This window comes from Hymenobacter cellulosilyticus, from assembly GCF_022919215.1.
Classification (GTDB): Bacteria; Bacteroidota; Bacteroidia; order Cytophagales; family Hymenobacteraceae; genus Hymenobacter; species Hymenobacter cellulosilyticus.
In genome coordinates this window covers 41,287-65,105 of sequence record NZ_CP095048.1, presented here as the reverse complement: position 1 = coordinate 65,105, position 23,819 = coordinate 41,287, and the positions used below count along the sequence as shown (strand labels likewise).

Annotated in this window: 19 protein-coding genes; 10 read left to right on the top strand and 9 right to left on the bottom strand. The window is 55.1% G+C overall.

What is annotated here, in order from left to right; all coding sequences use genetic code 11:
- Positions 1-85: 85 nt before the first annotated feature.
- From MUN79_RS29475 to MUN79_RS29460, 4 genes are all read left to right on the top strand, one after another.
- Positions 86-1,144, top strand: coding sequence for a tyrosine-type recombinase/integrase (locus MUN79_RS29475; protein WP_244678546.1), 1,059 nt, complete (start codon positions 86-88; stop codon positions 1,142-1,144).
- 19 nt (positions 1,145-1,163) lie between these two features.
- A complete protein-coding gene (locus MUN79_RS29470; protein ID WP_244678545.1) occupies positions 1,164-1,427 on the top strand; it encodes a hypothetical protein in 264 nt (87 codons plus the stop codon).
- 141 nt (positions 1,428-1,568) lie between these two features.
- The gene (locus MUN79_RS29465; protein WP_311136816.1) at positions 1,569-3,134 is read left to right on the top strand and encodes a GmrSD restriction endonuclease domain-containing protein; all 1,566 of its coding nucleotides are present in this window, start codon (positions 1,569-1,571) and stop codon (positions 3,132-3,134) included.
- The gene (locus MUN79_RS29460) at positions 3,131-3,622 is read left to right on the top strand and encodes a HEPN domain-containing protein (RefSeq protein ID WP_244678543.1); all 492 of its coding nucleotides are present in this window, start codon (positions 3,131-3,133) and stop codon (positions 3,620-3,622) included. The genes MUN79_RS29465 and MUN79_RS29460 overlap by 4 nt, the downstream gene beginning before the upstream one ends.
- Before the next feature lie 18 nt (positions 3,623-3,640).
- On the opposite strand, the gene MUN79_RS29455 is transcribed toward MUN79_RS29460, so the two are convergent.
- The 6 genes from MUN79_RS29455 to MUN79_RS32215 form a co-directional block, all read right to left on the bottom strand.
- Entirely contained in the window at positions 3,641-4,234 is a 594-nt protein-coding gene (locus MUN79_RS29455; RefSeq protein WP_244678542.1) for an HNH endonuclease, read from the bottom strand.
- 289 nt (positions 4,235-4,523) lie between these two features.
- Complete coding sequence (locus MUN79_RS29450) at positions 4,524-5,105, bottom strand: hypothetical protein (protein ID WP_244678541.1); 582 nt, start codon at positions 5,103-5,105, stop codon at positions 4,524-4,526.
- An 11-nt stretch (positions 5,106-5,116) separates the two neighbouring features.
- Positions 5,117-6,769: a Z1 domain-containing protein gene (locus tag MUN79_RS29445; protein ID WP_244678648.1), complete on the bottom strand. Its 1,653-nt coding sequence runs from the start codon at positions 6,767-6,769 to the stop codon at positions 5,117-5,119.
- 330 nt (positions 6,770-7,099) lie between these two features.
- On the bottom strand, positions 7,100-8,434 hold the full coding sequence (locus tag MUN79_RS29440) for an ATP-binding protein (protein ID WP_244678647.1): 1,335 nt from the start codon (positions 8,432-8,434) through the stop codon (positions 7,100-7,102).
- A 124-nt stretch (positions 8,435-8,558) separates the two neighbouring features.
- The gene (locus MUN79_RS29435) at positions 8,559-9,794 is read right to left on the bottom strand and encodes a DNA cytosine methyltransferase (protein WP_244678646.1); all 1,236 of its coding nucleotides are present in this window, start codon (positions 9,792-9,794) and stop codon (positions 8,559-8,561) included.
- 8 nt (positions 9,795-9,802) lie between these two features.
- Entirely contained in the window at positions 9,803-10,183 is a 381-nt protein-coding gene (locus MUN79_RS32215) for a very short patch repair endonuclease (RefSeq protein WP_375378292.1), read from the bottom strand.
- A 1,975-nt stretch (positions 10,184-12,158) separates the two neighbouring features.
- Between MUN79_RS32215 and MUN79_RS29430 the strand changes: the two genes are divergently transcribed.
- From MUN79_RS29430 to MUN79_RS29420, 3 genes are all read left to right on the top strand, one after another.
- Entirely contained in the window at positions 12,159-12,926 is a 768-nt protein-coding gene (locus MUN79_RS29430; RefSeq protein WP_244678645.1) for a hypothetical protein, read from the top strand.
- Positions 12,927-14,485: 1,559 nt separating this feature from the next.
- The gene (locus MUN79_RS29425) at positions 14,486-17,293 is read left to right on the top strand and encodes a DEAD/DEAH box helicase (RefSeq protein WP_244678644.1); all 2,808 of its coding nucleotides are present in this window, start codon (positions 14,486-14,488) and stop codon (positions 17,291-17,293) included.
- Positions 17,294-17,370: 77 nt separating this feature from the next.
- Complete coding sequence (locus MUN79_RS29420) at positions 17,371-19,257, top strand: helicase-related protein (RefSeq protein WP_244678643.1); 1,887 nt, start codon at positions 17,371-17,373, stop codon at positions 19,255-19,257.
- On the opposite strand, the gene MUN79_RS29415 is transcribed toward MUN79_RS29420, so the two are convergent.
- Positions 19,254-19,439: a hypothetical protein gene (locus tag MUN79_RS29415; protein ID WP_244678642.1), complete on the bottom strand. Its 186-nt coding sequence runs from the start codon at positions 19,437-19,439 to the stop codon at positions 19,254-19,256. The genes MUN79_RS29420 and MUN79_RS29415 overlap by 4 nt on opposite strands.
- 353 nt (positions 19,440-19,792) lie before the next feature.
- Here MUN79_RS29415 and MUN79_RS29410 point away from each other — a divergent pair, with 353 nt between their 5' ends.
- Positions 19,793-20,293 (top strand): MrfA Zn-binding domain-containing protein, encoded by a 501-nt coding sequence (locus MUN79_RS29410; protein WP_244678641.1) that lies wholly within the window; start codon positions 19,793-19,795, stop codon positions 20,291-20,293.
- 434 nt (positions 20,294-20,727) lie between these two features.
- Here the strand turns inward: MUN79_RS29410 and MUN79_RS32210 are convergent, their stop codons facing one another.
- Entirely contained in the window at positions 20,728-20,985 is a 258-nt protein-coding gene (locus MUN79_RS32210) for an HNH endonuclease (protein WP_375378291.1), read from the bottom strand.
- 1,015 nt (positions 20,986-22,000) lie between these two features.
- On the opposite strand from MUN79_RS32210, the gene MUN79_RS29405 reads away from it, so the two are divergent.
- Both MUN79_RS29405 and MUN79_RS29400 read left to right on the top strand, forming a co-directional pair.
- Positions 22,001-22,696, top strand: coding sequence for an HNH endonuclease (locus MUN79_RS29405; protein ID WP_244678640.1), 696 nt, complete (start codon positions 22,001-22,003; stop codon positions 22,694-22,696).
- Positions 22,697-22,744: 48 nt separating this feature from the next.
- Positions 22,745-23,398 carry a hypothetical protein gene (locus MUN79_RS29400; protein WP_244678639.1) on the top strand — a complete coding sequence of 218 codons (654 nt, stop codon included), beginning with the start codon at positions 22,745-22,747 and terminating at the stop codon, positions 23,396-23,398.
- A 33-nt stretch (positions 23,399-23,431) separates the two neighbouring features.
- On the opposite strand, the gene MUN79_RS29395 is transcribed toward MUN79_RS29400, so the two are convergent.
- Positions 23,432-23,686, bottom strand: coding sequence for a hypothetical protein (locus MUN79_RS29395; RefSeq protein WP_244678638.1), 255 nt, complete (start codon positions 23,684-23,686; stop codon positions 23,432-23,434).
- Between the last annotated feature and the right edge of the window lie 133 nt (positions 23,687-23,819).

Sequence of the window (23,819 nt, the reverse complement as noted above, 5' to 3'; positions counted from 1 at the left end):
TGAAAATTGGAGCATTCTAGCCAGTTCTGACACCTACTATATAAGGTGTGCGACAGCCCCGGCATTGGCACCGCCGAATCATCCCATGAGCGAAGACCTTTCTATTCTCCCAGTGCCCGACGCTTCCCACTCGCTCAGCTATCACCTGAGCCGAGCCTCCGCTAAAGTCGCGGGCTTTCTGGAAGTCGGCCTGCAGGGCGCGGCCAATACCGAGCGGGCCTATACTTCTGACTTGAAAAGCTACGTGACCTTCTGCGAGCAGCATGGCTTCGTCGCCGTGCCGGCCGACGTGGATACTCTCACGGAGTACGTCGCCTACCTGGCTTCCGAGAAACCGGTATCCGATACACTGGGCGGTGGGGGAAAAAAGAAGCGAAAGGGCCAGCAGCCGCTCATCCGCCCGCACTCGCTGGCCACCATCAAGCGCCACCTGGCCGCCATCCGCAAGGCCCACCAGTTCGCCGGCCACCGGCTGCCGGCTACCCTGGATGCGCTCAATATCGTGATGGAAGGCATTGCCCGCACCCTGGGCAAGCGGCAGGAGCAGGCGCAGGCCTTCACCGTCGACGAGTTGAAGCAAGCCATTCGCCGCATCGACTTGGAAACGTCAGCCGGCTTGCGTGACCGGGCCCTTCTGCTGCTAGGCTTCGCCGGGGCTTTCCGCCGTTCTGAGTTGGTGGACTTAAACATCGAGCAGTTGGAGTTTACGGAGCGGGCCCTGTTGGTACACCTGTCCAAAAGCAAGACCAACCAGTACGGTGCCGTCGAGGACAAAGCCATTTTCTACGCCCCCAATGCGGATTTTTGCCCCGTGCGCTGCCTGCGCGCCTGGCTCGGTCTGCTGGGCCGCACCACGGGGCCGCTGTTTGTGAAGATTCCGCGGGCTGCCCCTGGGCAGATGGCGGCTCCCTCGGACAAGCGGCTTTCGGATATCTCCATCAACAAGCTGGTGCAAAAGCGCCTGGGGCCAGCCTACTCGGCCCACTCGCTGCGCGTGTCCTTTGTGACCATCGCCGTACTCAATGGCCAGTCTCACAAGGCCATCAAGAACCAAACGAAGCAGAAGACGGATGCGATGATTGAGCGGTACACCCAACTCAACAATGTAGTGTCCTATAATGCGGCACAATCACTTGGCCTTTGAGCCCTTTTATCTCTCAGCTATGAGTCAGCACAGCAGTACCCCGCCCCTTAACTTGAATAATGCCAGCTTAGCTGAATACGTGGGCAGGCTAGCCGTACTTTATCCCAACGCAGAGTTTTACAAAGAGGAGCTTCGCGATACAGGCAGGGGCGAAGGCCCATCCCTGCTTATTACTGTATGCCAAGATGGAAGCATTATCGAGGAGGAGAACTTCTACTACCCAGACAACGCTGACATAGCTCTGGATTTGGAAAAGCTCGATGCCTACTTGGACTTTGACTAGACATCTAGAAGGCTTAGCCCTGGCTTCACCCGATATGGCCCTCTGATTGACGTCATGTCAATTAGCTTATGCTTGATGAGAATCGGCCTCCAAACCGCTAGCTTCGCAACAAAACCTCTTTAATTATAGCTACTGCGCTCAATGGCGAAGCTCTCAAAGCCGAAACTGGTTGAAATTTTTGTTAATACTATTCAAAGTGAAGGCGCTGTCGTTGAGTATAGAACTCCACGAGGTGAGCACCCAGCAGTCATACATGTACGCGCCCCAGGATTAGATAGCACTTACCGAATATATATCTGGAACCTATCCCGTGGGGGTACAAATCGCCCTGCAGATGAGTATCGCATCCAGACATCTGGGGTGGACGGATTTGAATCAAAGCCGGGCGAAACTACGCTGATTCTCGGCTATTGGAGCCAGTTGGAGTTGTTTATCGCGTGGGACTACTCCAAGCATACAACTCGGCTGGGTAACTCTGTATCACTGCAGATAAGAGAGCAGCCCCTTCACGATGCAGTGATACAGGGGATAGCAACATATCCGAAAGAGACTGGTGAGATAGTCATCGTTTTCGGCAAAGAGCGCTCAGTAACGTATCTGAAGCACTACGAAGCCATTCATAAGGGAGAGTATAACTACGAGTCAACTGACCAGAAAAACTACATTGACCTGCTGGAGGATGATATAGGCTCACGCAGATATTCCTTGACAAGCTATGGAGCAGACTATTCCGTGCAGTCTGTTGTACAGCAGATAGTGGCCAAGATTATCTATGTACCAGACTTTCAGCGCCAGTTTGTCTGGAGCCGGGAGGAAAGCTCCCGATTCATTGAGTCGCTGCTGCTCGGGTTCCCTGTGCCTGGCGTCTTCCTTGCCCATGACACATCAGGCAAGCTGCTCATCGTAGATGGTCAGCAGCGGCTCTTAAGCCTATTCTATTTCTATTCTGGCGTGCTTCGAGGCGAGAAGTTCAGCCTACGCGGGGTTGCGTCAGACTTAGAAGGCAAAACGTACGCGGCGCTGTCCTACGATGACAAGTCAACGCTCGACAATCAGATTATTCACGCTACGATTGTCAAGCCAGATAATCCCGTCGAGGATAGAGAAGGCATATATCTTCTCTTCGAGCGACTAAACACAGGTGGCGCAAAGCTGACTGGTCAGGAGATTCGCTCAAGCCTGTACTACGGAGCGTTCAATGACTACCTCAATCAAGTAGTAACTCATGAGGTCTGGACCAACATCTTCGGATTCACAAACGACCGATTCAAGAGCCAGGAACTCATTCTCCGCTTCTTAGCATTTTACTTCGGGCTTGCATCCTATGAAGTGCCAATGTCAAGATTTCTGAATGACTTCATGTCCTCCAACAGAAATTTTGAGATACACTCGCAAGAGCAGATTAATGCGCTGCTGTTGCCTACCCTTACGCTTGTGAACGACGCGCTCGGCCGGCGCGCATTCAGGCTAGGAGGCGGAATCAACGCAGCCGTCTTCGACTCCGCGATGGTCGGGCTTGCGCTCAGGCTACAGTCTGACCGATTGAATCCTGGTCAAGTTCGAGAGGCCTACAATGCTCTCTTGTTAGATGAGGCATACTTAAATGCAGTGCGCACAGGAACCGCCCATAAGGCTTCCGTCGAGGCAAGGATGCAAGCTGCAACTCATTATTTCGCTCAAGATATATACTCTCCAACCCTGCTATGAGTCTAGTAATTGAGCGGCTCGAAAGGAAGCTTGATAGTCTATTTCTTGTCGTAGACGCACTGCCCGAGGGGGAGGCCAAAGCTAGACTTGCCGATTACCTATGCATTAGAATCGCAGGCCTGATTGAGAGAGTAGTTAAGCAGCTTGTGGGTGATTTTATGGACGGAGCATCACAGCAGGAAATCAACAAGTATGTAACAACCAAGCTGTCTAGCGTCACTAACTTGAACCATATCAAGCTTGCAAAGCTACTGGAGTCTTTCAGCATAGACTGGCAGGACGAGTACACGCGCAATGCTACTGATGCGGAGATAGCATCCCTAGACTCCATTCTGAGACTACGAAACTCGATTGCTCACGGAGGAGACCAGACGACTGGATACAGCAACGTAAAGGCCCACTACGCAAACGTAAAAACTGTAATAGGCCGCCTGAAGCTAATCATTCGCAAGCATCCCCGCAGAGCCCGTGCCCGAGTCCATGCCTAGCCGCGGGTATCATGCTTGCTAGAACGAGCAACGAATCCGATGCGTGCGCAAGGCCTCCCGGCTAGGATGGTGCATGGCGTCCATAGGAAGGTCAATCGGGCGACCAGCAAGCACACCGTACTCAGACCCTAGCAGCGCAGGTGCCAGAAGAACAGCTAGCGTCTCTGGGTCTATAGCTAGCAGCTGTAAGTCAAATAGCGTGTGAATATCGGCGCGTAATGGCAGGCCATTTTGAATGTGGTTGGTTGTGGCACCTAGATACGGGATGATGTGCGCAGCCTCAAGCAGCGGCTCGACCTTACAGCCGGTGACTGGGCAGGTGCTAGCGTAGGCAGCTAGAAGGCTAGCGCGAAACGCAGCCTGCCCTCTGCGACGCACAATAGTGGATAGCACCCACTCGCGGCCGTCACGAACAGTCGCTGGGTTAAAGCCGCCTTGCTCATCTTCTTGCGCTTGTATTTGTTCTATGCTCGGCATAAAGCCGCTGCGGGCAAGCGTGAAAAGCGCAGGGCTGGTACCGCTGTGACTTTGGTATTCGAAGCGGCCCAAGTAGCTAAATCCAGCGCCAGCAAACTGTGTCAGACTCTCGCGATAGAATACCAGTAGCTCCAAGCCTCGGGACTCGTGAGTAATCACCAGTTGATTGTGACGGCTAAGCTGCCCTGACCAAAGCAGCGTATTTGCGTCTATGAGTCGGCTTTGAAACTGTGGGTCGGAAGCTGACTCTCGGGTTATGAATAGCCAAACTGAGTCATAGCCGCTAGGGCGAAACACGCCTGTCTCGATAGTGGCATCAGCAGTATCAAATAGCTGCCGTAGCTCTGCGCGGGTGTAGGGCTGGCCCTCTGCTAGCTGCTCTGAGGCCAAGCGCGAGGTGGACGGGCGTGGGCTTGAAGTCATGCTACTCGTTCTCTAGCTTCACCATCTCGCTTGCTGCTTCAGAAGGAACCCAGACTGCTAGCACAAACGAGTCGTAGGCGGGCGCAGTCTTGGTGGCCTTTATCCTGAGGCGATGAATCTGGATGGAGAAGCGACCCTTGTCCTTTATCTCGGTATCGCCTGGATAGATGGCCTTGCCCTCCTCCTTTGATGGGTTGCGGCCCTGGAACAATGGCCCCTGCTTAAGCTTTCCGTTTGATGCGGTACGCTCCCTCGGTACTGGTGACATCTGATAGGCCACGCCCGTCGCAGCAGGGTTTGCCTTGCTGTAGGCCTCTAGATTATCCGCCAGCATATCAAAGGCGTCAGCATCATCGGTGGACAGGTAGACGTAGCCCAAATTGTCGGTATCGCTTGTACCCAGATACACATAGCTGCGCAGCAGCTTGATAATATCTGTCAACTGTACTTCCGTGGTAAGATGAATCTGAGCCGGCGTACGCTCGCTGCTCCCCTTGTCTGGATGCCACTTGAAGCTCGGATTGGCAACAAACGCTTCAATCGCAGCCCGGTTGGTATTAATCTCGGCTGGGCTTCCCTGCACTGTTTCCGTGGTTATCCAAGCGCCCCGAAGCTGTAGTGCTCCACGTCGTCGCTTAGAACAGAGTTCCGGGTCAGGTACTTGAGCGAGGAAGGCAGCTTTACACGACGCTGAAAGGCGTTAAGAGTGCGGTCAGCATCAAATGCGGCCAATCGGTCGTGCAGGTCTTTCTCGTGCTCCACGTAGCCTTGAAAGGCTTTAATCACATCTTCGACAAGGTAGATTCGGCATAGGTGCAGGTACTTTTTCTTATAGCCGAAGAAGCGAGCCCACTGCTGCATCGTGTCGGCAGTACCAATCCCTAAGCCGCGCGGCATATAGGTTACGGTCAGCCCCTCAACAGTAAATCCGCGAGACATGGCCTGCCCACCCACGAGGATAAAGAACTCGTGGTTGACCCAGTCAATCTGCGGCACTGAGCCTGGTGCTCCGTTGAGCTGGTTGACCTGGGTAGCTGAGATCGAGTCCACCAGCGCATCTAGGTAGTCCTCGAAGGGGTCCATTGCCGGATTGAGCGCGTAAAGCTCATCGTAGGTAGCCTTGAATTGAGCTACTAGCTGCTGTCGGTCTATCTCCTCCTCTGCCATCTTCAGCGTGCGTACCCAAAGTCCTTTTAGGGTGGTCACCCACTTGAAGTACTGCCTGTGTATGTCCGTGAGTTGAGATGGATGGACCATCATGGAGCGATTACGCAGGCTTGAGCCCGTTATCAAGTGCTCAGCAACGCCAAGAAAGAACACGCGGAGGGCTGCTTGCAGGGTGCTGGGCGCAGAGACGAGATGCTGATTAGGCGAGTGCACCTCATTGTCTGGTATCTCCTTAACCAGCTTCTTGAAGAGCGGCTTTGAGAAGAATACATTGCCGCCAGTATAGCCGTCACCAGGCGTCAGGAGCTTGATGAAGTTTGGAGACATATCATCCTTGCGCCGAATAAACAGCAGTGCCTGTGGCGTTGCTGTGTACTGCACATAGGTGTGGTGCGGCAAGGCATTCTTGAGGCGCAGCAGTTGCGTATAGACTGGACTTAGCTTTTCCGGCAGCCCAGCTGCGACGCGCTTGCGGTTGGCCTTAGCCTCGGTATTCATTCCCGCCTGGTCTGCTTCGTCATCAACAATCAGCGTGGGCACTCCCTTAAAGTCCTCGCTGAGCTTCTCAATGATATCAATCAGATTTCCGAGTCGCGTCTTGTTCTTCATAACGGCGATGATGGCCGTCCTCTTCCGCAGCTTCGACTTGCTGCCGCTCTTGTACTCGTTAAGCGTTGCCTGTAGTCCCTCTAGCGAGATAGTAGGGTCAGACATAATTCGCCAGTCAAGCGAGTTTGCGCCACCAAGCTGCAGGTCCTTTGTGAGACGCTCAACCGACTGACGAATCAGCACCTTCTGAGTGCCTGCGAGCACGATAATAACTTGATAGCCGTTGTCACGTGCCATCGCGATGAGCGAGGTAAACGACATCGTCTTACCGCTTTGCACATATCCCAGCGCCAAGCCTGTCTCTGCGCTCACAGAGACATTAGGAGAGCCGCAAAGACCCAGGATATCACTCGTCTCTGCTATCAGCTTGTTCGTTGCAGCAGCAGGAAGCCCCAGTTGGGCCTTTAAGCTCTCAACTTGCTTGCCGTCAGTCTTGACAGCCCATTTAGCGGAAGTAGATATTGTACTCATAGCCAGGCCTGAGAGAACGGGATTAGAGCTTTAGCAGCAACTCATTTACATAGTCCATTAGAACGCTGGAATGGGGTACACCGCCCTCCTGCGCAATAGTCTTAGCTAGTGCGAAAGCGGCCCCTAAGCGTATCAGCGGCTCAAGCTGGCTAGGACCGTCTGCGCAGTATTTCGTCGTGAAAGGATGATTCAAAGAGACTCGAACTCCAAGCTGACGCTCGTTTGCTGCGGCTTGAGCAGTGGCTGGAATGCAGGACTTGCTGATTGACATCCAATCAGTATGGGCAGGATTAGGGCTTAGCTCGACGTATACGCGCCAGCCAATGCCATCTATAGCAGCATTGAGTGTCCGAACCTCGACTGGCTTGGGCGGGACAGGCTCTGGTGCAATGCCCCGGGTGACGCCTGCCCCCCGCTGCTTCCGCCGCCAGCTCCTTGAGTGTTGGAGCCGGCATTGCCACTTGTGCCGCCGTCTTGGCCGCCTGGCTCTGGCGAGCCTCCATTACCTCCGCTTGCTCCGCCATTGCCAGGGCTACCATTGCCGCTTGGCTGAGTTCCGCCTTTCCCGCCGCCTGCGCTGCCGTTCTGGCCATTGCCTGAGCCGCCTGCCGATGACTCTTTCATGCGCATCCCGTTCGCCTGCTTCAGCAAGTCGATTCCTGGGCCCTTCATAGCGGCTTTTAGACGCACCAGAAAGTCCTCCTCAGCATCTTCCCACTTAACACCATCCTTGGTGAAGCTGGCAGCAAAATCGTCAAGGTGTAGCTCACCGTAGATACGCTGGCTGTAGAAGCTGCCTGGCGTACCGAAAATCTTGGTTGGCCGGTACGGCTCGTCAAAGCTACCCTCCACCACACGCCCGCGCCGGAGCAGGGCAAATCCTGCCTCCTTGGTTTTCGCAGTAGGGTATATAGCGGCAAATCCTGTGACCCGCTGCCCGCCAGCACAAGTAAAATCTAACTCTTTTCGCCACTCTATAGGCTCAGCGGACTTATCTGCATAAGGATGCATGACAAGCACGGATGGCGCTTTATACTTAAGCGGCTTAGCATTGACAGTAATGACAACTCTACTCATGAACTTATCCTCGCGGATGAAGTCGCGGTAGATACTTGTCAGATGCTCCCGAATCTTAGCGATAGCGCTTTGAGTCGGCATGCTGAATACCTCCCCTAGGTGTATGTTCGTAAAGTGCGCTCCCAGAGGAGAAGGAACCGGATTCGTATCCAGTTCACTCGTTTCATTCTCTACGATTTGATTTACGTCAAAGATGACCTTGCGTCTTACATCCTCACCAAGCGCCTGAGTCTCTATATACCACTTTGGGGAGAACCAGCAGCTAGCGGCCTTCATGCCCATACCAAACTCGGAAAGCCCTGTACGGACAGGAGGACGAACAGCCATACGTAGCGCACGCTCCAAATCATCCCCGCTTATACCGGCCGCATTATCAGTAATGCGGATGTAGTTCTCCTCTACGTTGATATCAATATCAATCAATAGTCGATATCCCTCTTGCGTTTTATCGAGCGCCTCTCGATTCTTCAGGTAGCTGTCAATCGCGTTGTCAACATACTCAGCAAGAGCAAACCAAGACTTGTACTTGACGAATTGAAATATGCCAATGATTCCTACGCCAGGGGTGATACCAACGGTGTTGCTCATATAGTGACTAAGTTGCTCGGCAAGGTAGAGTTTAGGGACAAGCGCTGCTGTGCAGGCTGATATTTCTTGATTGGGTCGGGCAACTGCACAAGGCGGGCGGCGATTCGCTTCACAACCTCGGCGTTTACGGCGTTGCCAAGCGCCCTAAAGGCTGCCGTTTTATTTGCAGGAAGCGATATAGTGCCAAGCGACTGCAATCTAATCCCTTCATTGGGGTGATGTACCGGTCTAGCCAGCCAATAGCAGGTACTTGCGTAAGGGTAGAGGCGACCAGAGCCGGGAAGAAGTTGGCTCGCTTAACGCGAATGCCAGAAGGTCGGAACTGGAAAATCAATCTCTTGAGGTCCCGCGGCTCCCCTTTACAGTTCCACTCGAACTTCTGCCAGCTGAACGGAAGCTCCTGAATCTCCTTCATCACGTCTTCGAGCTCACTCTCATACTTCTTGAAGAAAGCACGGTTATCGCGGATGAACTGCTGCTTCCAGACAGGAAAGAGCTTTTTGCCACGCGCATAGGTAGGAATGTGCTCCAACTGCTCACGACTAGGCTGGTCAGCGAGACTTCGTCCGAATACTCCCTTGTAAGGTGCGAGCTTTGACTTTCTGAGCATGCCTGGCACCTCAGTTTCGAAAGGATATGTCGCCTTGTACTCAGTGGCCCAGATAGGGAACGAGGGAATGACCGCACTCTCGGGCAAGCAGTCCAAAAACCGCTGCCAGACGGCTACTGCGTTCAACTCTCTCTCCGTGAAACTGCGAACGTCGGCCTCATCGGGCTCAGCCTCAATGATGCTTCGCACAGTCATGTGCGCGTGGCTCTCAGGCTCGGGCCAAACAAAATGCTCCAGTCCGCCTTCATCCTTTCTGGCTGCTACAATGAACATTCGCTGCCGCAGCTGCGGCACACCGAATTGGTGAGGCGAGAGAATACGATGGTCTACCTGGTATCCTGCCTCCTGAAGCGTCCTTTTGATGACGGCCCAGGTATTATTCTTGTCATGCTTAAGCAGGTTAGCAACATTCTCCAGCATCACATACCGAGGCTTGTGATGATTGATGATGCGCATAATCTGATAGAACAGGTTACCCCGCACTTCGTCGCTTAGCCCCTCCTGTGCTCCAGCTTTGGAGAATGGCTGGCAAGGGAAGCCTGCACAGAGCAGCGAGTGAGCAGGAATATCGTGCTCGCTCACCTCTCTGATGTCGCCTCGTATCATGTCCTCGGCAAGCTCGTGGTTTACATGGTAGAGCTCGCGCAGCTCTTTGTTTAGCTCCGAAGCAAAGACGCATTCCATATCAAGTTGCTTCAACCCAACATGGAACCCGCCTAAACCAGCAAACAAATCAATGAATTTCAGCATCTTATTCACTAGCTATGTGAAGCTAGCAAGTCTTTTATTTGTTGAACAGCCTCGCCAAGCGAGGATTTTATTTGGCATTCCCAAACCGTGTGTACCCGCCAGCCATCTTCGACAAGACGCTCAGTGTTTAGAGCGTCGCGCCGACTATTGCCAGCTAGCTTTTCATTCCAGTAGGCTGCATTATGCTTTGGGCGTGCTATCGCGCAGATTGGACAGCTATGCCAATAGCAGCCGTGGACGAAAATAGCTACTCGTCTGGCTGGGAAGACCAAGTCAGGCTTGCCCGGTATGCCCTTCCTATGTAAGCGATACCCTCTTACTCCTGCCTGCCAGAGAGCTTTGCGCAGTAAAAGCTCAGGCTTGGAGTCCTTTGCCTTGTTCCCTTGCATCGTCTTGGTGACGGCCAGAGACTTGGGCATTGGGTAGCCGCTATCCGGGTCTCTAAATTTAATTGCCACGCACGCTTTGCCTTTCAGTTCGGGAACCTGGGCTTAGCACGGCGCTAATTTATTTAGTATAGCTAGCCCAATTACAAAGCTACTCTGACTAAGACAAGCGAACAAGGCTCATCAAGGAAAAGCTAATCTCTTTCCGAAGCCAACTCTCCCCTTGCGAACGCGGAGACGAGTTGGTGACATTGAATGGAGCCAGCGCTCGATAGCTTTCCAGGCTGGCTGAATATCTGCATTCGCACGAGCCAACTCAGGCTCTATCATAGTCAAGCACCCCCCTCCGCACTGGCTATAGTGAGCAGCGAACATTAGCAATTCCTACCTTTATCACCCATAATTCTGTGCCCAATGACTACCCGACGGTCCCGTCTTCCTACTACAACTGGTATTGGCTTTCGACCCGCCAGCTTTGTTCAACTCTTCTGCTTGCACGACCAAAAGGTCATGCCTCACGCCGCCGGTAAGGTGCTAGCACGAAGCGGTGATACAGTTGAAATTGCTGTTCGCTGTCGCAGATGCGGTCAGCAGGCGGTATACGCTACTGACCTGCTGCCGACCGGCTACCAAGTGTATCATGTTCGCGTGACCGGTGAGGATGGACCGCACCTACCGGATGAGCTACGCCCGCTGCCATACATTGAAGAAGAGTTTGAGGTAGTTGGCAACTCGCTTCAGGATGCACATGAGCGGGCAGAGTTTGCTTGTACGCTACGCTTCCAAGGCCATCGGACAACATGGTTCCTTAATGGGCTAGTGCATCTAGATGAGCGCTTTTAGGGAATTTTTATTGGCTATCAGCCGCGAGAAGCGCTCTGCCTGGCGTATTTACGTCTTCCAAGACTTGATTTAATTCAAGAAATTCGTCTTCACTTAAATCAAGTATTGTTAAACGCTATATTACTCATTTCTTAGAGCGTGTTATGTCCATTCCAGCGAGTTGAGGCGATTTCTCTAACTGGCTGAATTGCGCTGAAGCTATGTCGCAGGTCCAGTTGAGGCCGAGAAGATGCCGTAGCAGGCTTCTTTACGCCTTGGCTGTTTTGCGGTAATGCTGAAAAGGCTCGAAAGTCATTAACACGCTCTAGATTGCAGACTCATAAAATGTCGGGACTGCCAGCCTAACTCACCCTCGTGCATCCACCCATCGACGACTCCCCTGGTCTAGCAGATCCCCCCCCAAAGCATCAGCAATGATGAGCTACAGCGCTTGGTGCAGGTGCATCGGCGGTGCCCTCTTCAACCAGGAAAAGGCTGGACGCGAGGTTTTCCTTGACTTAGATAGGGATGACCTTCTAAGCTTCAGCAAAAAATTCCTTGCTGCACAGGGAGAGAACATTCCTAATGAAGAGGAACGCTGGCAAAGCTTCCTACAGGCACTCAGAGTAGGACCAGCTGAGGGCTCCGATCCCCGGCCAACATTCTTGTCCGGGCTGGCAAGTCCTGTGCTCGGTGGCTTGCAAAGTCTTCCATATCCCCTCTTGGTGACGTAGCAAGTGGAGCATTCAACAACCTGGCGCCTCAGTATCCGCTACACCTGCCTTACCTAGTCGCGTTTATTCTCCCCTACAGCAGTTCCATAATCGACCTGACGCTGACGACCAACAGCTACTACCAGCGAGTGGCCCACTGGCTGGAGGAGAATGATCTGTGGTCAACTGAAGATGGCCCCTTTGCAACAAGCGCCCTAAGAAGCACCCTCCAAGGCAAGCTGCCAGGCTGGACCCAGCTTTGGAAGAGCGTAGCGGATTGGTCTACCCAAGCGCAGGGCGGGCGCCTGGGCGTATTTACTGCTCGACAGTACGGCTGCTACCCCTATGTATCGTTCCCCTTAGGCCAGTGTCTGTTCCCTCCACGCCTTCGGCGCCAGCTTCGCGACTTCTTCCTAGAGCATGCGGATGCTCATAAGCTCCCTGTGTACTCCCGCGATCAGATCCTGGGCTTGCTACAGGAGAGCCTGCTGGCGCGGCTTCCCTTTCCTGAGCCCACGGCGTTGAGCCTATGGCAGAAGAATAGCGACCTAAAAGAGAGTACAATCTCCCGTACAGAGGAGTTGCTTGGTATACCCGTAAGAGTTGCTGCACGCTCAAGCGAGCAGCCTTATCAGCCTGCCAAGGAGAAAGTGGAGCCCTTTGTTCTCTTCTTAGCCGATCAGCCAGCTGTGGCTTCTGTGGAATGGGGACTTCGCATATACTCGGCTCGGCAGCCGCTGCCGGCAAGCTTAGTATTTGAGACGGGCGATCGGGAGGTAGTGTGTGAGAGTGAGAGCAGGATATGGTCCGGGCTGGTGAGGGGACTGTCCTGGACCGCGCAGCGTGTTGATGTGGATGAGATGAGTTGCGCCTACGCCTTCGAGCCAAAGGAGATATACCTCCTGGAGCGGGCGGACATATACAGTCTGCCGGACTGGGTGGAGACAAGTGACTGGCAGACTGAACGGCGATTGCTTCTGCTCTGCAAGGATAATCTCCAAAACGATCTAGAGCAGTGGGCTAAGGCAGGTGCCCAAAGCTTCCGCCAGTTGAGACGGCGCGGTCTGCCCTCGAATACAGTCTCTATGAGGTGCGATCCCTCCATTCTCCGCCGCCGGGCCTTCTTACCAGAGCACGTAGCATCCCTCTCTCCCGGCCTGTTTTGCCCCTGGGGGGCTACCACTAGCTGGAGGTCGATACCTTCTCTCTAGCTCTACAGCGCTCTTACCCTCCTTCCGGCTTCACGAGAGTGATACGCTCGGCGGACACGCGCCGCGACTTGAGTACGTGGGCGGTGGATCCGCTTCGCTTATCCAGCACGAGGACGATAACTCCCTCTGGAGGCTTCCCATAGATGTATGCCCTGGTCGCTGGTTCAAGGTGAGTACTGCGCTAGGATCGGTATCCCGCGCTACCGTACTGATAGTACCAGCGATTCCGAGCGATGGGGAGTACGCTCAACGCCTCGGACCCTACGATGAGCCCATCCAAGCGCAGGCAGGCGTCTGGCAGACGGGAGCAGGGCTGGATGGTCCTGATGCATCCCGCTATCTAAGCGGCGCGGTGCTTGGCCGAGACAGCTTGCCACTGAAAAATGCCCTACTGGCGCTCTATGACAACGCGCCGACAGCAGTTGCTGGGACTACTGGCCTTGCCTTGCAAGCCGATACCCACGACAGCCTTCTATACTTCCTTAGCCATCGAGGCAGGACCTCAAAGCCTCGCTTTGTGGCGGCGTTTACCGCCATTTCCGCTGCCCTTGGGAATGAGGTGCCCGATGTTGAGGCATTGCTCGAGAGCCGACGCCTGCTAACGCACCTCGGGCACATAACTATTCTGCCGAGCGGTGATATAGAAGCTCAACGCCCGGCGCTTATCAAGCTGCCTGGTGGGACTAAAACTGCAGTACGAGCGCTTCTTGTGGGCGCAAGGGTTCCTAGTCTACTGGACAAGATCATAGAAAAGGTCGGGGAGTACAGCATACGAGCAACTCGCATTTCCCAAGGAAGCTATGCAGGCAGAAGCCTGCTGCCGGATGCTATTATTCTAGAGACCTACTCTACTGTGTCTTCGAATGGAACAGGCGGCCTGCGCCTCAAAGGTCTGGGCAGCCTCAGCGCCCTATTGCCCAGCGGACCTAGCGCCACTGAGCGTCTACATCAGCTAGCAGCAGCCTGTGGCATAGTGTTCAACGAAGAGCCTACTGCCCTCGCGCTGGCCAGCTTTGGCGGCGCAGGGCTAGCAGGCTACGAGCGCCTGCTGATGGAGCGGGGGAAGATAGCGGCATCTATGAAGCCTATATCCAGCGCCTGTTCAACCCGCAGCACCTCTCTTGGACTTCCTCCCCTAGCGGTCCCCTACCCAAGCAGGGGCTAGTCGAGCTCAGACACAACAGCACTATCAAGGGGCGATTTGATGTTCGCTTCCTAGTCATACAGGATGGGAGAAGATACAGGGCAAATCCGAGTTGGGCCCGATACCTAGCGCTCAAGCAGGCTAGGTGCCAGGTATGGCGCTATTACCCCTCTATCCGGTCGCTGGCCGTACCGGCTGCTACCCCATTGCCCCCATTGCCCGCGAGAATGCTTACTCTTCTCAGCGGCACTGTGCCCGAGCTACGCGTGATTGTCGCTGATGGCACCCCCGCCGATACCACATCTACCGCGAGGTACCGGCCACGCTTCTCACTTACTGCCTACAGCCCATGCTCGGCCAGGTCGCCCCTCGCTGCAATCACAGCGAGCTAGCTTAATTTAACTATGCCAACGCCATGCTTAACCCACTAGGTACTTTCGATGCGCTAGTAGAGGACTTGATCCTTTACATGCGAACGGCCTTTAACATAAAGTCTCCCGCGCTCGACAGCCGCCGAGAAAGCCTTCTTCGCTCCGACCGAGTCCTGTTTCGGCAGCCGTGGGTGGAGGTGCTAACCGAGTACAAGAGCGATCGGAAGATTACCGAGCTTACGGAGGAAGACCTGCCGGGCTTTGTGGACAGCAAGGCCCGCGAGCGCTTTGCCTCACTCGTCAGCGCGGGACTGATAGATCCTAAGCACAAGCTGTATACTCACCAGACAGCGATGCTCCGAGAGAGCTTGCGGGGCAAGCAGCATTGCGTTATCACCTCGGGCACGGGCTCAGGCAAGACTGAGTCATTTCTGCTGCCCCTATTCGCGCAACTGGTCAGGGAGTCTGCTGGGTGGGAGCCAGTAGAATCGGGCCCTGCGGGCCGCTGGTGGGATAAAAGCTTAGATGAAGTTCTGCAGATGGTCCGCCCGGGACAGAGCAGCAGCGGCCTTATTAAGAAGGCTCGCCAGCGTGGCCACGAGACGCGGCCGGCAGCCGTGCGCGCCTTGGTGCTCTACCCTATGAATGCGCTGGTGGAGGACCAGATGACTCGCCTGCGGCGTGCGCTAGACTCTGAGAAGTCCACTACCTGGTACGAAGATAATACCGGTGGCAACCGCATCTACTTTGGTCGCTACACCGGCCAGACTCCTACTTCGGGTGAACTCGTTGCCAATGGCGCTGTCCAGCGCGATAGGGTGAAGGAGCTTCAGCACCAGCTTCTCAAGCTGGACGAGGACGCACTGGCAATTGTAGAGTTCACAAAGGACGAGGATCGGGTAAAGCAGACGGGAATGAGTGCTGAGGAGCTAAGATCCTTCTTTCCCAGGCCTGGCGGTAGCGAGATGCTCACCCGCTTCGATATGCAGGACTCGCCGCCTGACATCCTGATCACAAACTACTCCATGCTCAGCATCATGCTGATGCGGGACCATGACGAAGCTATCTTCAGAAAGACCCGGGAGTGGCTCCAGGGCATTGATCTTCCTGCTAGCTTAAGCGAGTCGGAGCGGCAGGAGCGCTGCCGGCGAGAGCGGGTGTTTCATCTTGTTATCGATGAACTCCACCTTTACCGCGGCACCCCGGGCACGGAGGTAGCCTACTTGCTGCGACTGGTTCTGCACCGCCTAGGTCTGAGTCCCGACCATCCCCAACTGCGCATCTTGGCTAGCAGTGCATCCCTTGAGGAGAGCGCAGCCAATCCGGGCGCTGGGATGAGCCGCAGTGAGCAATTCTTGCGTGACTTCTTTGGGGTGCGTGACAAATCCTTCCTCACCATTTCGGGTGACGCCGGTGCTTCGACTGCAAGACATGAGGCTCTGGGCACGCCAGAGCCTGGCTATCTGCCTTGGGAACCTTTCGCAAACTTTGCCAAGAGCCTGCCGCCCACGCCCGAGGGACGCGATGTCACGGCCTCGCACCGGCAGGAACTTGCCCGCAGTCTTGCGTGTAGCTTGGGCTGGCCGCAAAGCCAGCAGGGAGACACACTGATTGCAGCGATGACTGCGCTGATGCCGCGCCTGCGGCAGATGCTTCAAGCAGCCTGCTCCGTTGAGGGGAGACTGAGAGCTATTCCGCTGACCAGAGTCGAGGGCAGCAGCGAGCCAGAAGGATTTACTCCCCTTGCCGATGCCCTCTTTGGGTCCACGCCCACGCTCAGCGAGTCAAGGGAAGCCATGAGCGGCCTGCTTATTGCCCGGGCGCTGCTTGACGAGGATACTGCCCTATGGGGACAGCTTCCCCGACTGCGCTTCCACTACTTCTTTCACAACATCCAAGGAATGTGGGCAGAGCCAGGCTTCGCCGGCCAGACAGCTGGCGGGGAGCTTGCAGACCCGCTCGGCAGGCTTAGCTCCGAGTCTGCCATACGAGGAGCTGACGGGGCGGTGCTGCTGGAGGTCTTGTACTGCGATACCTGCGGCACCGTGTTCCATGGTGGGTCGAGAGTGCGCTCAGATATGGGAGAATGGCATCACCAGCTTATCAGCACCAGTCCCGATCTGGAGGGATTGCCAGACTCGGGCTCGCCAAGCGCGGACCAGCGAAGCTATGCAGACTATGGCCTCTTCTGGCCTAAAGGAGGCCAGGAAGCTGCCAGCTTGCAACCGTTCAACCAGCCTTTTCTCAGCGGAGCAACGGGCAAGCCTGCAGGCGCTTGGGAGCCAGCTTGGCTTCACCGAGCCTCCGGTCGCGTCCGCCTTGGTATGAGCGCGCCAGATGAGCAGCCGTCCCAGGCTCAGGAGTGGGTAGCGGGCCTCACGTTTCGCGTTCGTGAGAGCGATAAGGATAAAGCCAAGGATATGCTTGATGTTGGCGATGAGGCCCGACAGTTGCGGGCTTTGGCTCAAGTCTGTCCTTGCTGCACAGCAGGGTCGCATCACCGCTACTATGCCGGAGCTTCTCGCCGGGGCAAGAGCAGCATTCGCGACTTTGGTACCGGTTTTGGGCGTATCAGCCAGGTGCTCGCCAAGAACCTGCTGCTGCAGTTGCCGGCTACGGGCATGGGGCGCAAGCTTGTCGTTTTCTCGGACAGTCGTGAGGAGGCTGCCCGCGCCGCCGCCGAGCTTGAGCGCGGCCATCACCGCGATCTCATGCGGGAGTTGCTTGTAACTCTACTGGGCCGTCGCGAGGCACGCTCCGTGCTATCGCTAGTGGAGACGAAGCCAGCACCGCTGCGTGCTCCGACGGGGGGCTTCAACTTAAAGGCATTAGCAGCAGTGTCGCCAGCGTAGGTCCGAGACTGCAAGCCGGTGATCTGCTGACCAGGTCTCTGAAGCTCGGCGTCAACCCTGCAGGGGTTGGAAAAAAGGTGCAGAAAGCCCCTTCCTCGACCAGCAAATATGGATCAGTGCCGTGGTATCAGATTTTGGCAGCCCCTCTTGCGAATGATGAGAACCACACAGCCTTCCTAGCAAAGGTCGAGGACTCGGTGCTGGCCAATATTGGAGCGCTGCTCTTCTACCGAATCTTCTACTCCCTGGAGTCCTCTGGTCTTGGCAGGGCAGTGGCGCCCCCGTTGGAGCAGAAGGTAACTGTATTTGACCAGATAGCTTCGGTAAGAGAGGTCCTTGTCGAAGTTATTCGCCACTGCTTCCCTGACGTTAGCGTGAGTCCTGAGGCTCTCCATGAGCTTTTGGCCGCGGCCATGCGAAAGCTCGGAGACTTACGCTTGTATACGCCCTACGAGTATAGCGACGAGCCAGACGGAGTGGCTGAGTACGAGGCTATGCCTAAGCGTTATAGAGAATTTATTACGCTCTTAGGCAGTACGCTGAAAGTCGATAGCAGTCGCCTAGAGGAGGCTATCTTCCTCTCCCTATCAAACCTAGGTCTCCTTGACGGCTGGGGCCGGGTCGTATTAAAAAGCCTTTGGATTGAGCCGGCCGATGCCGATCGCGAGATTAAGCTATGCCAGCGATGTAGGCGGCCGCACCTCGATCTAAGCCTTCCCGTCTGCACCAACTGCCTAAAACCCATGGCCATGAATTTGGGCATAGAGGATCAACTGCGATGTGGCAAGCTATGGGAGAACAACTATTTAGCAAGCAATACCACTCGAAGCTCTGAGAGACAGATCCGACTACACTGCGAGGAGCTTTCGGGGCAGACGGATAATCAGGCGGAGCGCCAGCGCCACTTCCGCAATGTTATCCTAAGCAAGGATGGCGATGCGCTTGTTCGCACGATAGATCTGCTGAGCGTTACGACGACGTTGGAGGTAGGGGTTGATATTGGCTCGCTCCAAGCGGTGCTGCTGGCAAATATGCCGCCTCAGCGCTACAACTACCAGCAGCGGGTAGGCCGGGCTGGACGCGCAGGCCAAGCATGGTCTGTTGCTCTAACCTTCTGCCGCGGTCGCAGTCACGACGAGCATTATTTTGCCCGTCCCGAGCGAATCACTGGTGACTCGCCGCCCATTCCTTTTCTAGCCACGGGGCAGAACAGAATCATTCGGCGAGTGCTAGCCAAGGCACTGCTCCACGAAGCCTTCCGCTATGCATTTAATCGGCTAGGCCCGGTGGCGCCCGATAAAGGCAGCAACGTCGCCGGAGCTTTTGGCCGCTGCGATGACTGGCTAACGCTTGGCCCCTTCGTCAAGGAGTGGATCACAAGCGATCAAGCCGCTAAGGACCTGAGTCGCTCAGTGGTCAGTCTCATTCTTGCTGGCCAGCACGCTCAACTCTTGGAGCCGGCGCTTGCATGGGCCCACGGTACCAGCGACAACTCGCTACTCGGCGAAGTCGATCTTATCATCGCCGAAGGGGTAGTGCCCAGCGATAACATGGCCGAAAGGCTTGCGCAGGGGGGTATTCTTCCTGGCTATGGATTGCCGAACAGCGTTCGCAGCATGCAGCTTGGGGCCACGTTCAACGAGGAGAGCAAGTCCTTTCTGCTTCCCAGCATTGAGCGTCCGCTAGAGCAGGCCATCTTTGACTTTGCACCGGAGGCGCTTCGAACCAAGGACAAGTATGTTCACCGCTCGATTGGCTTTGCAACCCAGCTCCAGATCGCTCCTGTTGATAAGAATCGCCGAGTTCCCATGCACCCGGCGGGTTCCCCTTCACGCTGGAGCGCTGGATGCTTTCCTGTCCGCTCTGCCGATACACCGAGAGCCAAACCCCGGCGCAAGAGCAGCAGCCAGGGGCGCGGCCGCTGCGCGAGCTCACGACATGTCCCAACTGTCATCACGACCTAGCTGCGGCTCAGCAGACTGGTCGCGAGATTATAGCGCCGAAAGGAATAAAGCCGGATATATTCCCCATTAGGATACCCGTTGCCTTCCGAGATAGCTTCGGCGGCGGAGAGGACGAGGACAGCCGTCTGGTCGGCTTTCAGCGCCCGCCGCTTGTCGCCGAGCAGCTTAAGGCCGAGACTCACCCACTATTGGGGAATACCACAGCCAGCCTCAGCGACTCCGCCATCACTTGGGCGGTAAACCGTGGCAAGGGGGAAGACTTTTTCAGGGCAGTCGCTACTCTGTTAAGAATAGCAACTCTGACTCTTGGAGGTCAATCCAGTGGGTGCTTGACGATGAGACGGAGCTTGGACGCTTCGAAAGGCTCGAGTTCCCCAGCAGGACTCGCGAGCACATCGCGCTGGCAGCTAGTCGTAAGACCGAGATCCTGCAGCTTAGCCCACGCACCCTTGCTAAGGGACTCTGTCTAGACTTTACCAACACAAGCCGGCATCAGTCCGTCGCCTTGAGGGGAGCGTACTACAGCGCAGCCTTCATGCTACAGCGGGTGATGGCGGACAGGCTAGACGTTGATCCAGCAGAGATCGAGGTTGGGGGCATAACAAGAGTCCGCCTTGGTGATGAGCCAAGTGCTTTTGTAGGACAGATTATGCTCTGCGACGCTCTGGTAAATGGCTCTGGCTTTGTTCGACAGCTCTATAAGGAGCTTCCACAAGTGCTGGAGTCAATACTGCGCCCCTCGGGGAATCAAGATTACGCCTCCTCCATCACCAGCCCAGAGCACCGCTTGAGAGAAGGCAACCGTCCATTATGCCTGGATGCCTGCTACGACTGCCTAAAAGGCTTCCGAAACATGGCCTACCACAGCCTGATGGATTGGCGCCTGGCGATAAGTCTGCTCACCTTGATGAGCGATGCTTCCTACAGGGCTGGCGCCGATGGAAAATTCCTCGGCCCGGGCTTGATGAGTGGGTGGATCATGCAGAAGACTTGCTTAGCCATTTCAACAGCGACTTTCAGTTCGGAGGTGAGATGACTACCTATGGCTCGTTTATGAAAGGGCTTCGCAGCGACTCTATGATTGTAGTAGCAGTTCATCCTTTTTGGGATTTAACTTCACCTACCGCTGAAGTTGCCGCCTGCCTGCAGGCTGCTCTTGCTGACGCGGCAGCTTCGCATGAATTCCCCAAAGTGGTTCACTATCTTGACACGTTTAGTCTCCGACGCCGGCCAGGGAGTGCTACCAATGGATCTGCGATGAGAAGTACACTGTCGGCTAGGCGCCTAGCCGACACACAGGCTAGCTAATTACTGCCTCATAATCAGCGTCGGCGTATGCGCCTAGCCTAGACTTTTATAGCGAGTGGCGCTGGGCAGCTTTAGGGCTCCCAGCGCCAAGGATATCCCCAGCCTCTGTCCTTCATGTTGGAGAATCACCTATTGCTCATATGATAGCGTTAGAGCGGCCATCTATTCAGCCCGCAGGCGGGAAAGGCGAGCTAACATCTGCTCTGCTAAGCTGGTCGAGTCGCTTCCAAAGTGCAGTTGGCGGTGGCAGTTAGGACACACAGCTACAGTGTTTGAGATCGTGTCGCTTCCCCCATCAGCCAGCCGCCTTAGGTGATGCACCTCAAGATAGGGCATTCCATCGGTCTTCAGAAAAGGGGCTGACTTTAGACAGCACTCGCACCGACCAGAGGCAATGGTTAGAATCCATGCCTTAACCATCGGATCGCGAGCAATTCGTGTAGTGACTGCGCAGCCGGCCAGAGGAGAGTCCGATCCTTTGGGTGGCTCCGGGCCCAATCCTTTACGCATCAACTCCCTAACTCTACCCTCGAGTTGAACAGGATCTTCCGTCGAGGCTGCTAGGTGACGCATGAAAAGACCCATGTGCTGAATTGCCTCCGTCATAATATCGATAGCCGGCGATTCGAGATTGACAGCGCCCTTTACAGAGGTAAGCGAAGGCAGTCCCTTGTAGGCGAGAATAGATGATATGTTCTTGAATCGAAAGGCATATTCAATCGAAGAGCGTCCAAAGCGCGTTGCCAACTCTTGATAGAATCTCATCAAGGAAACCTCTTCCCCTATCTCCTCTCGCTGATAGGCAGAGGCATATGCCTCAACTGTAGCAATTAGCTCCTCCGGAGACCATTCCTTATTACGGTTAGCACGGTCTGTAGTATCCACAGCGCTTTCTATACTCACTTATGCAGGATGCAAGTGTTAACAACCGAGGTCCGTCAAAATTCTTTCACTTCTTGCCAAACAGTAATATCTATTTGGGTGTCTGGTTTTACTTTTAGCTGACGGCCAGAGACCGCAATAATAACTGGAATGTAGTCGCGGATAGGTCTGGTCTACAGTATAACTTATGGTAGAAGCGCTGGCTGTGATGGGCGGCAGCCACATCGTTGATAAACCGAACCGCGCTACTGGCCAGCAAGGTGGCGAAGGAAAGGACCTTGCTCAGCCCCGCAAATCATATTCCGGCGCCTTACTGCACTCGCTATGATTCTATTCTCCTGATGTCTACTCTTGAATCACACGCTGACGCCTTAGGATTTGCGCAGCTTTTGAAAGCGACCATGCTCCCTAAGCATCTCCGTATTGGCAAGTTTCTGCTACCAGGCACTAAAGGGGTTGCAGACAGAATCCAGTACAATCAGGGAAGTATTGACTTGCTCGACAACAAGCACGAGTACTCTTTTCCGCTGCTTCAAGGGTGTTACAGGTTTCAATGCAGCTTTACCTAAACTCAGCAGATCACTACCGCCTGTTCTGTTACACCCGTCTGGGCAATACACAAGGAATGGTGTTCTCTCTGAATCTAACCACGGAGAAGGAGAGCGGAGGCGTAATTTACCTGACTCAAAAGATCCGATTTGCTGAGCAGTACCAGGGTAGCCCTGTGTTGGCCCAGGCCCACCGTCGGCAAAAGCAAGCAGTCTTTTGCCAGCAGCTGCGCAGGCTTGGATACGATGTTACCGAAAACAACGATCTGCTGCTCGGCATCTATGACCCGGCCCGGAAAGAACTGGTAAACACCACTGCTCAAGATCTGCTCAACGACTTTTTGGTGGTTTCCGTGCTTAAAGGGCACTACCAGGGCAACAAGGGCTACCAGTTGGAAATTCTTCCTTCTTTCCAGCTTTCTGATGAATCTATTGCCAAAGAGAATGATGAATTGCTGAGCCTGCCACCACGCGTTGCGGCCAATAAGAGTAAGCGGGCGATTCCGCTGGGTATGCGATACCAAATTTTGAAGGCTGATGGCTTTAAATGCGTGGCGTGCGGTAACGGACCGGCTGAGGGCGCCAAACTACAGATCGATCACAAGCTGCCCTACTCGCTGGGCGGTTTGACGGAGTTGCGTAATCTGCAAACGCTGTGCGCCGACTGCAACTTGAGCAAGAGCAACAGATTCTGTGATTGAGAATCACGAAAAAGTAGTGCCAGCACCCATTCCCTGCTCCGTTCATAAATGCCTGCTCAGCCTCTTTCCACGCGATACAGCGCTATCCGCAAGCGCAGCTTTGCGCGCCACTTCGATCTGTTCCTTACCACGAGCTACCTGCGGAGCACTGACGGGCGTATAGAGCACATTAGCCAAGACGTATACCGTAACTTTCAGCCGGCAGCAGAGGAAAGAGCCGCTTACTTACGCTCCCATCAGGCACGCAGCCTCAGCGAACAGTTTGCTCACGGTCAAACCGTGCAGAGCCTGGACACCGCCATCCGGCAATGGCGTGCGGACAACCCGTCGCTGGAGGCCGAGTTGCGGGCAATTCACGACAAGCATCACTGTATCACCGCTGAAGAATTCAAGCAATTGGTGAGTTCGCAAACCGGTGAGCTGGCCTGCGAGTACTGCGAGCTCACAGAAAGCGATTTTCGCGAGCTAATCGAGCGCGGCTTGGTGCGCACCAAACGGCTCAGTACCCGGGGCAGCACCTTTGAGTTTGATTGCCGGGATCCTGAGCAGGGCTACACCAAGAATAACATGGCGCTTTGCTGCTACTGGTGCAACAACGCTAAAACCGACGAGTTTTCGCCAGAAGAATTCAAGTCCATGGCTCTCGCGCTGGCTGCCGTATGGCGCCAGCGCCTGTCGACGCAGAGCCCCGGTCTACGGTAGCTACCAGAAGCAGAGTGTACGAGCACAATCTTCTCAATCAGCGAAGTCCCATTCTACCAGCAGGAAGTTCTCGGGCTTCAGGCCGGCTTGGAGCCCAGCTTCTAACCAACGGTGCTGCGTAGAACGCACCCGGTCCTGCTTGCGGCGCTTGAGCTCAGCAAACAGGAGATCTGCCCCATTCCAGCCGACAACATCCCAGCAGCCGGCGTAGCTGCTTGAGTTAGCCGCAGCTATGCGCTCCAAGGTATCAATGACCCAAGGCTCCATGATTGGATCGTGCTGCTGCATCCCCAACCGGTCATCAGTCCACGCCGTGAAATGGTTCGGCCTCATTGCCGGGGCCCCGTACGTTTCCACCCACCGGGCCCCCCATCCGGATAGTCGGAGCAGCTCGTAGACGCACAACTCGGCGAACAGGGGC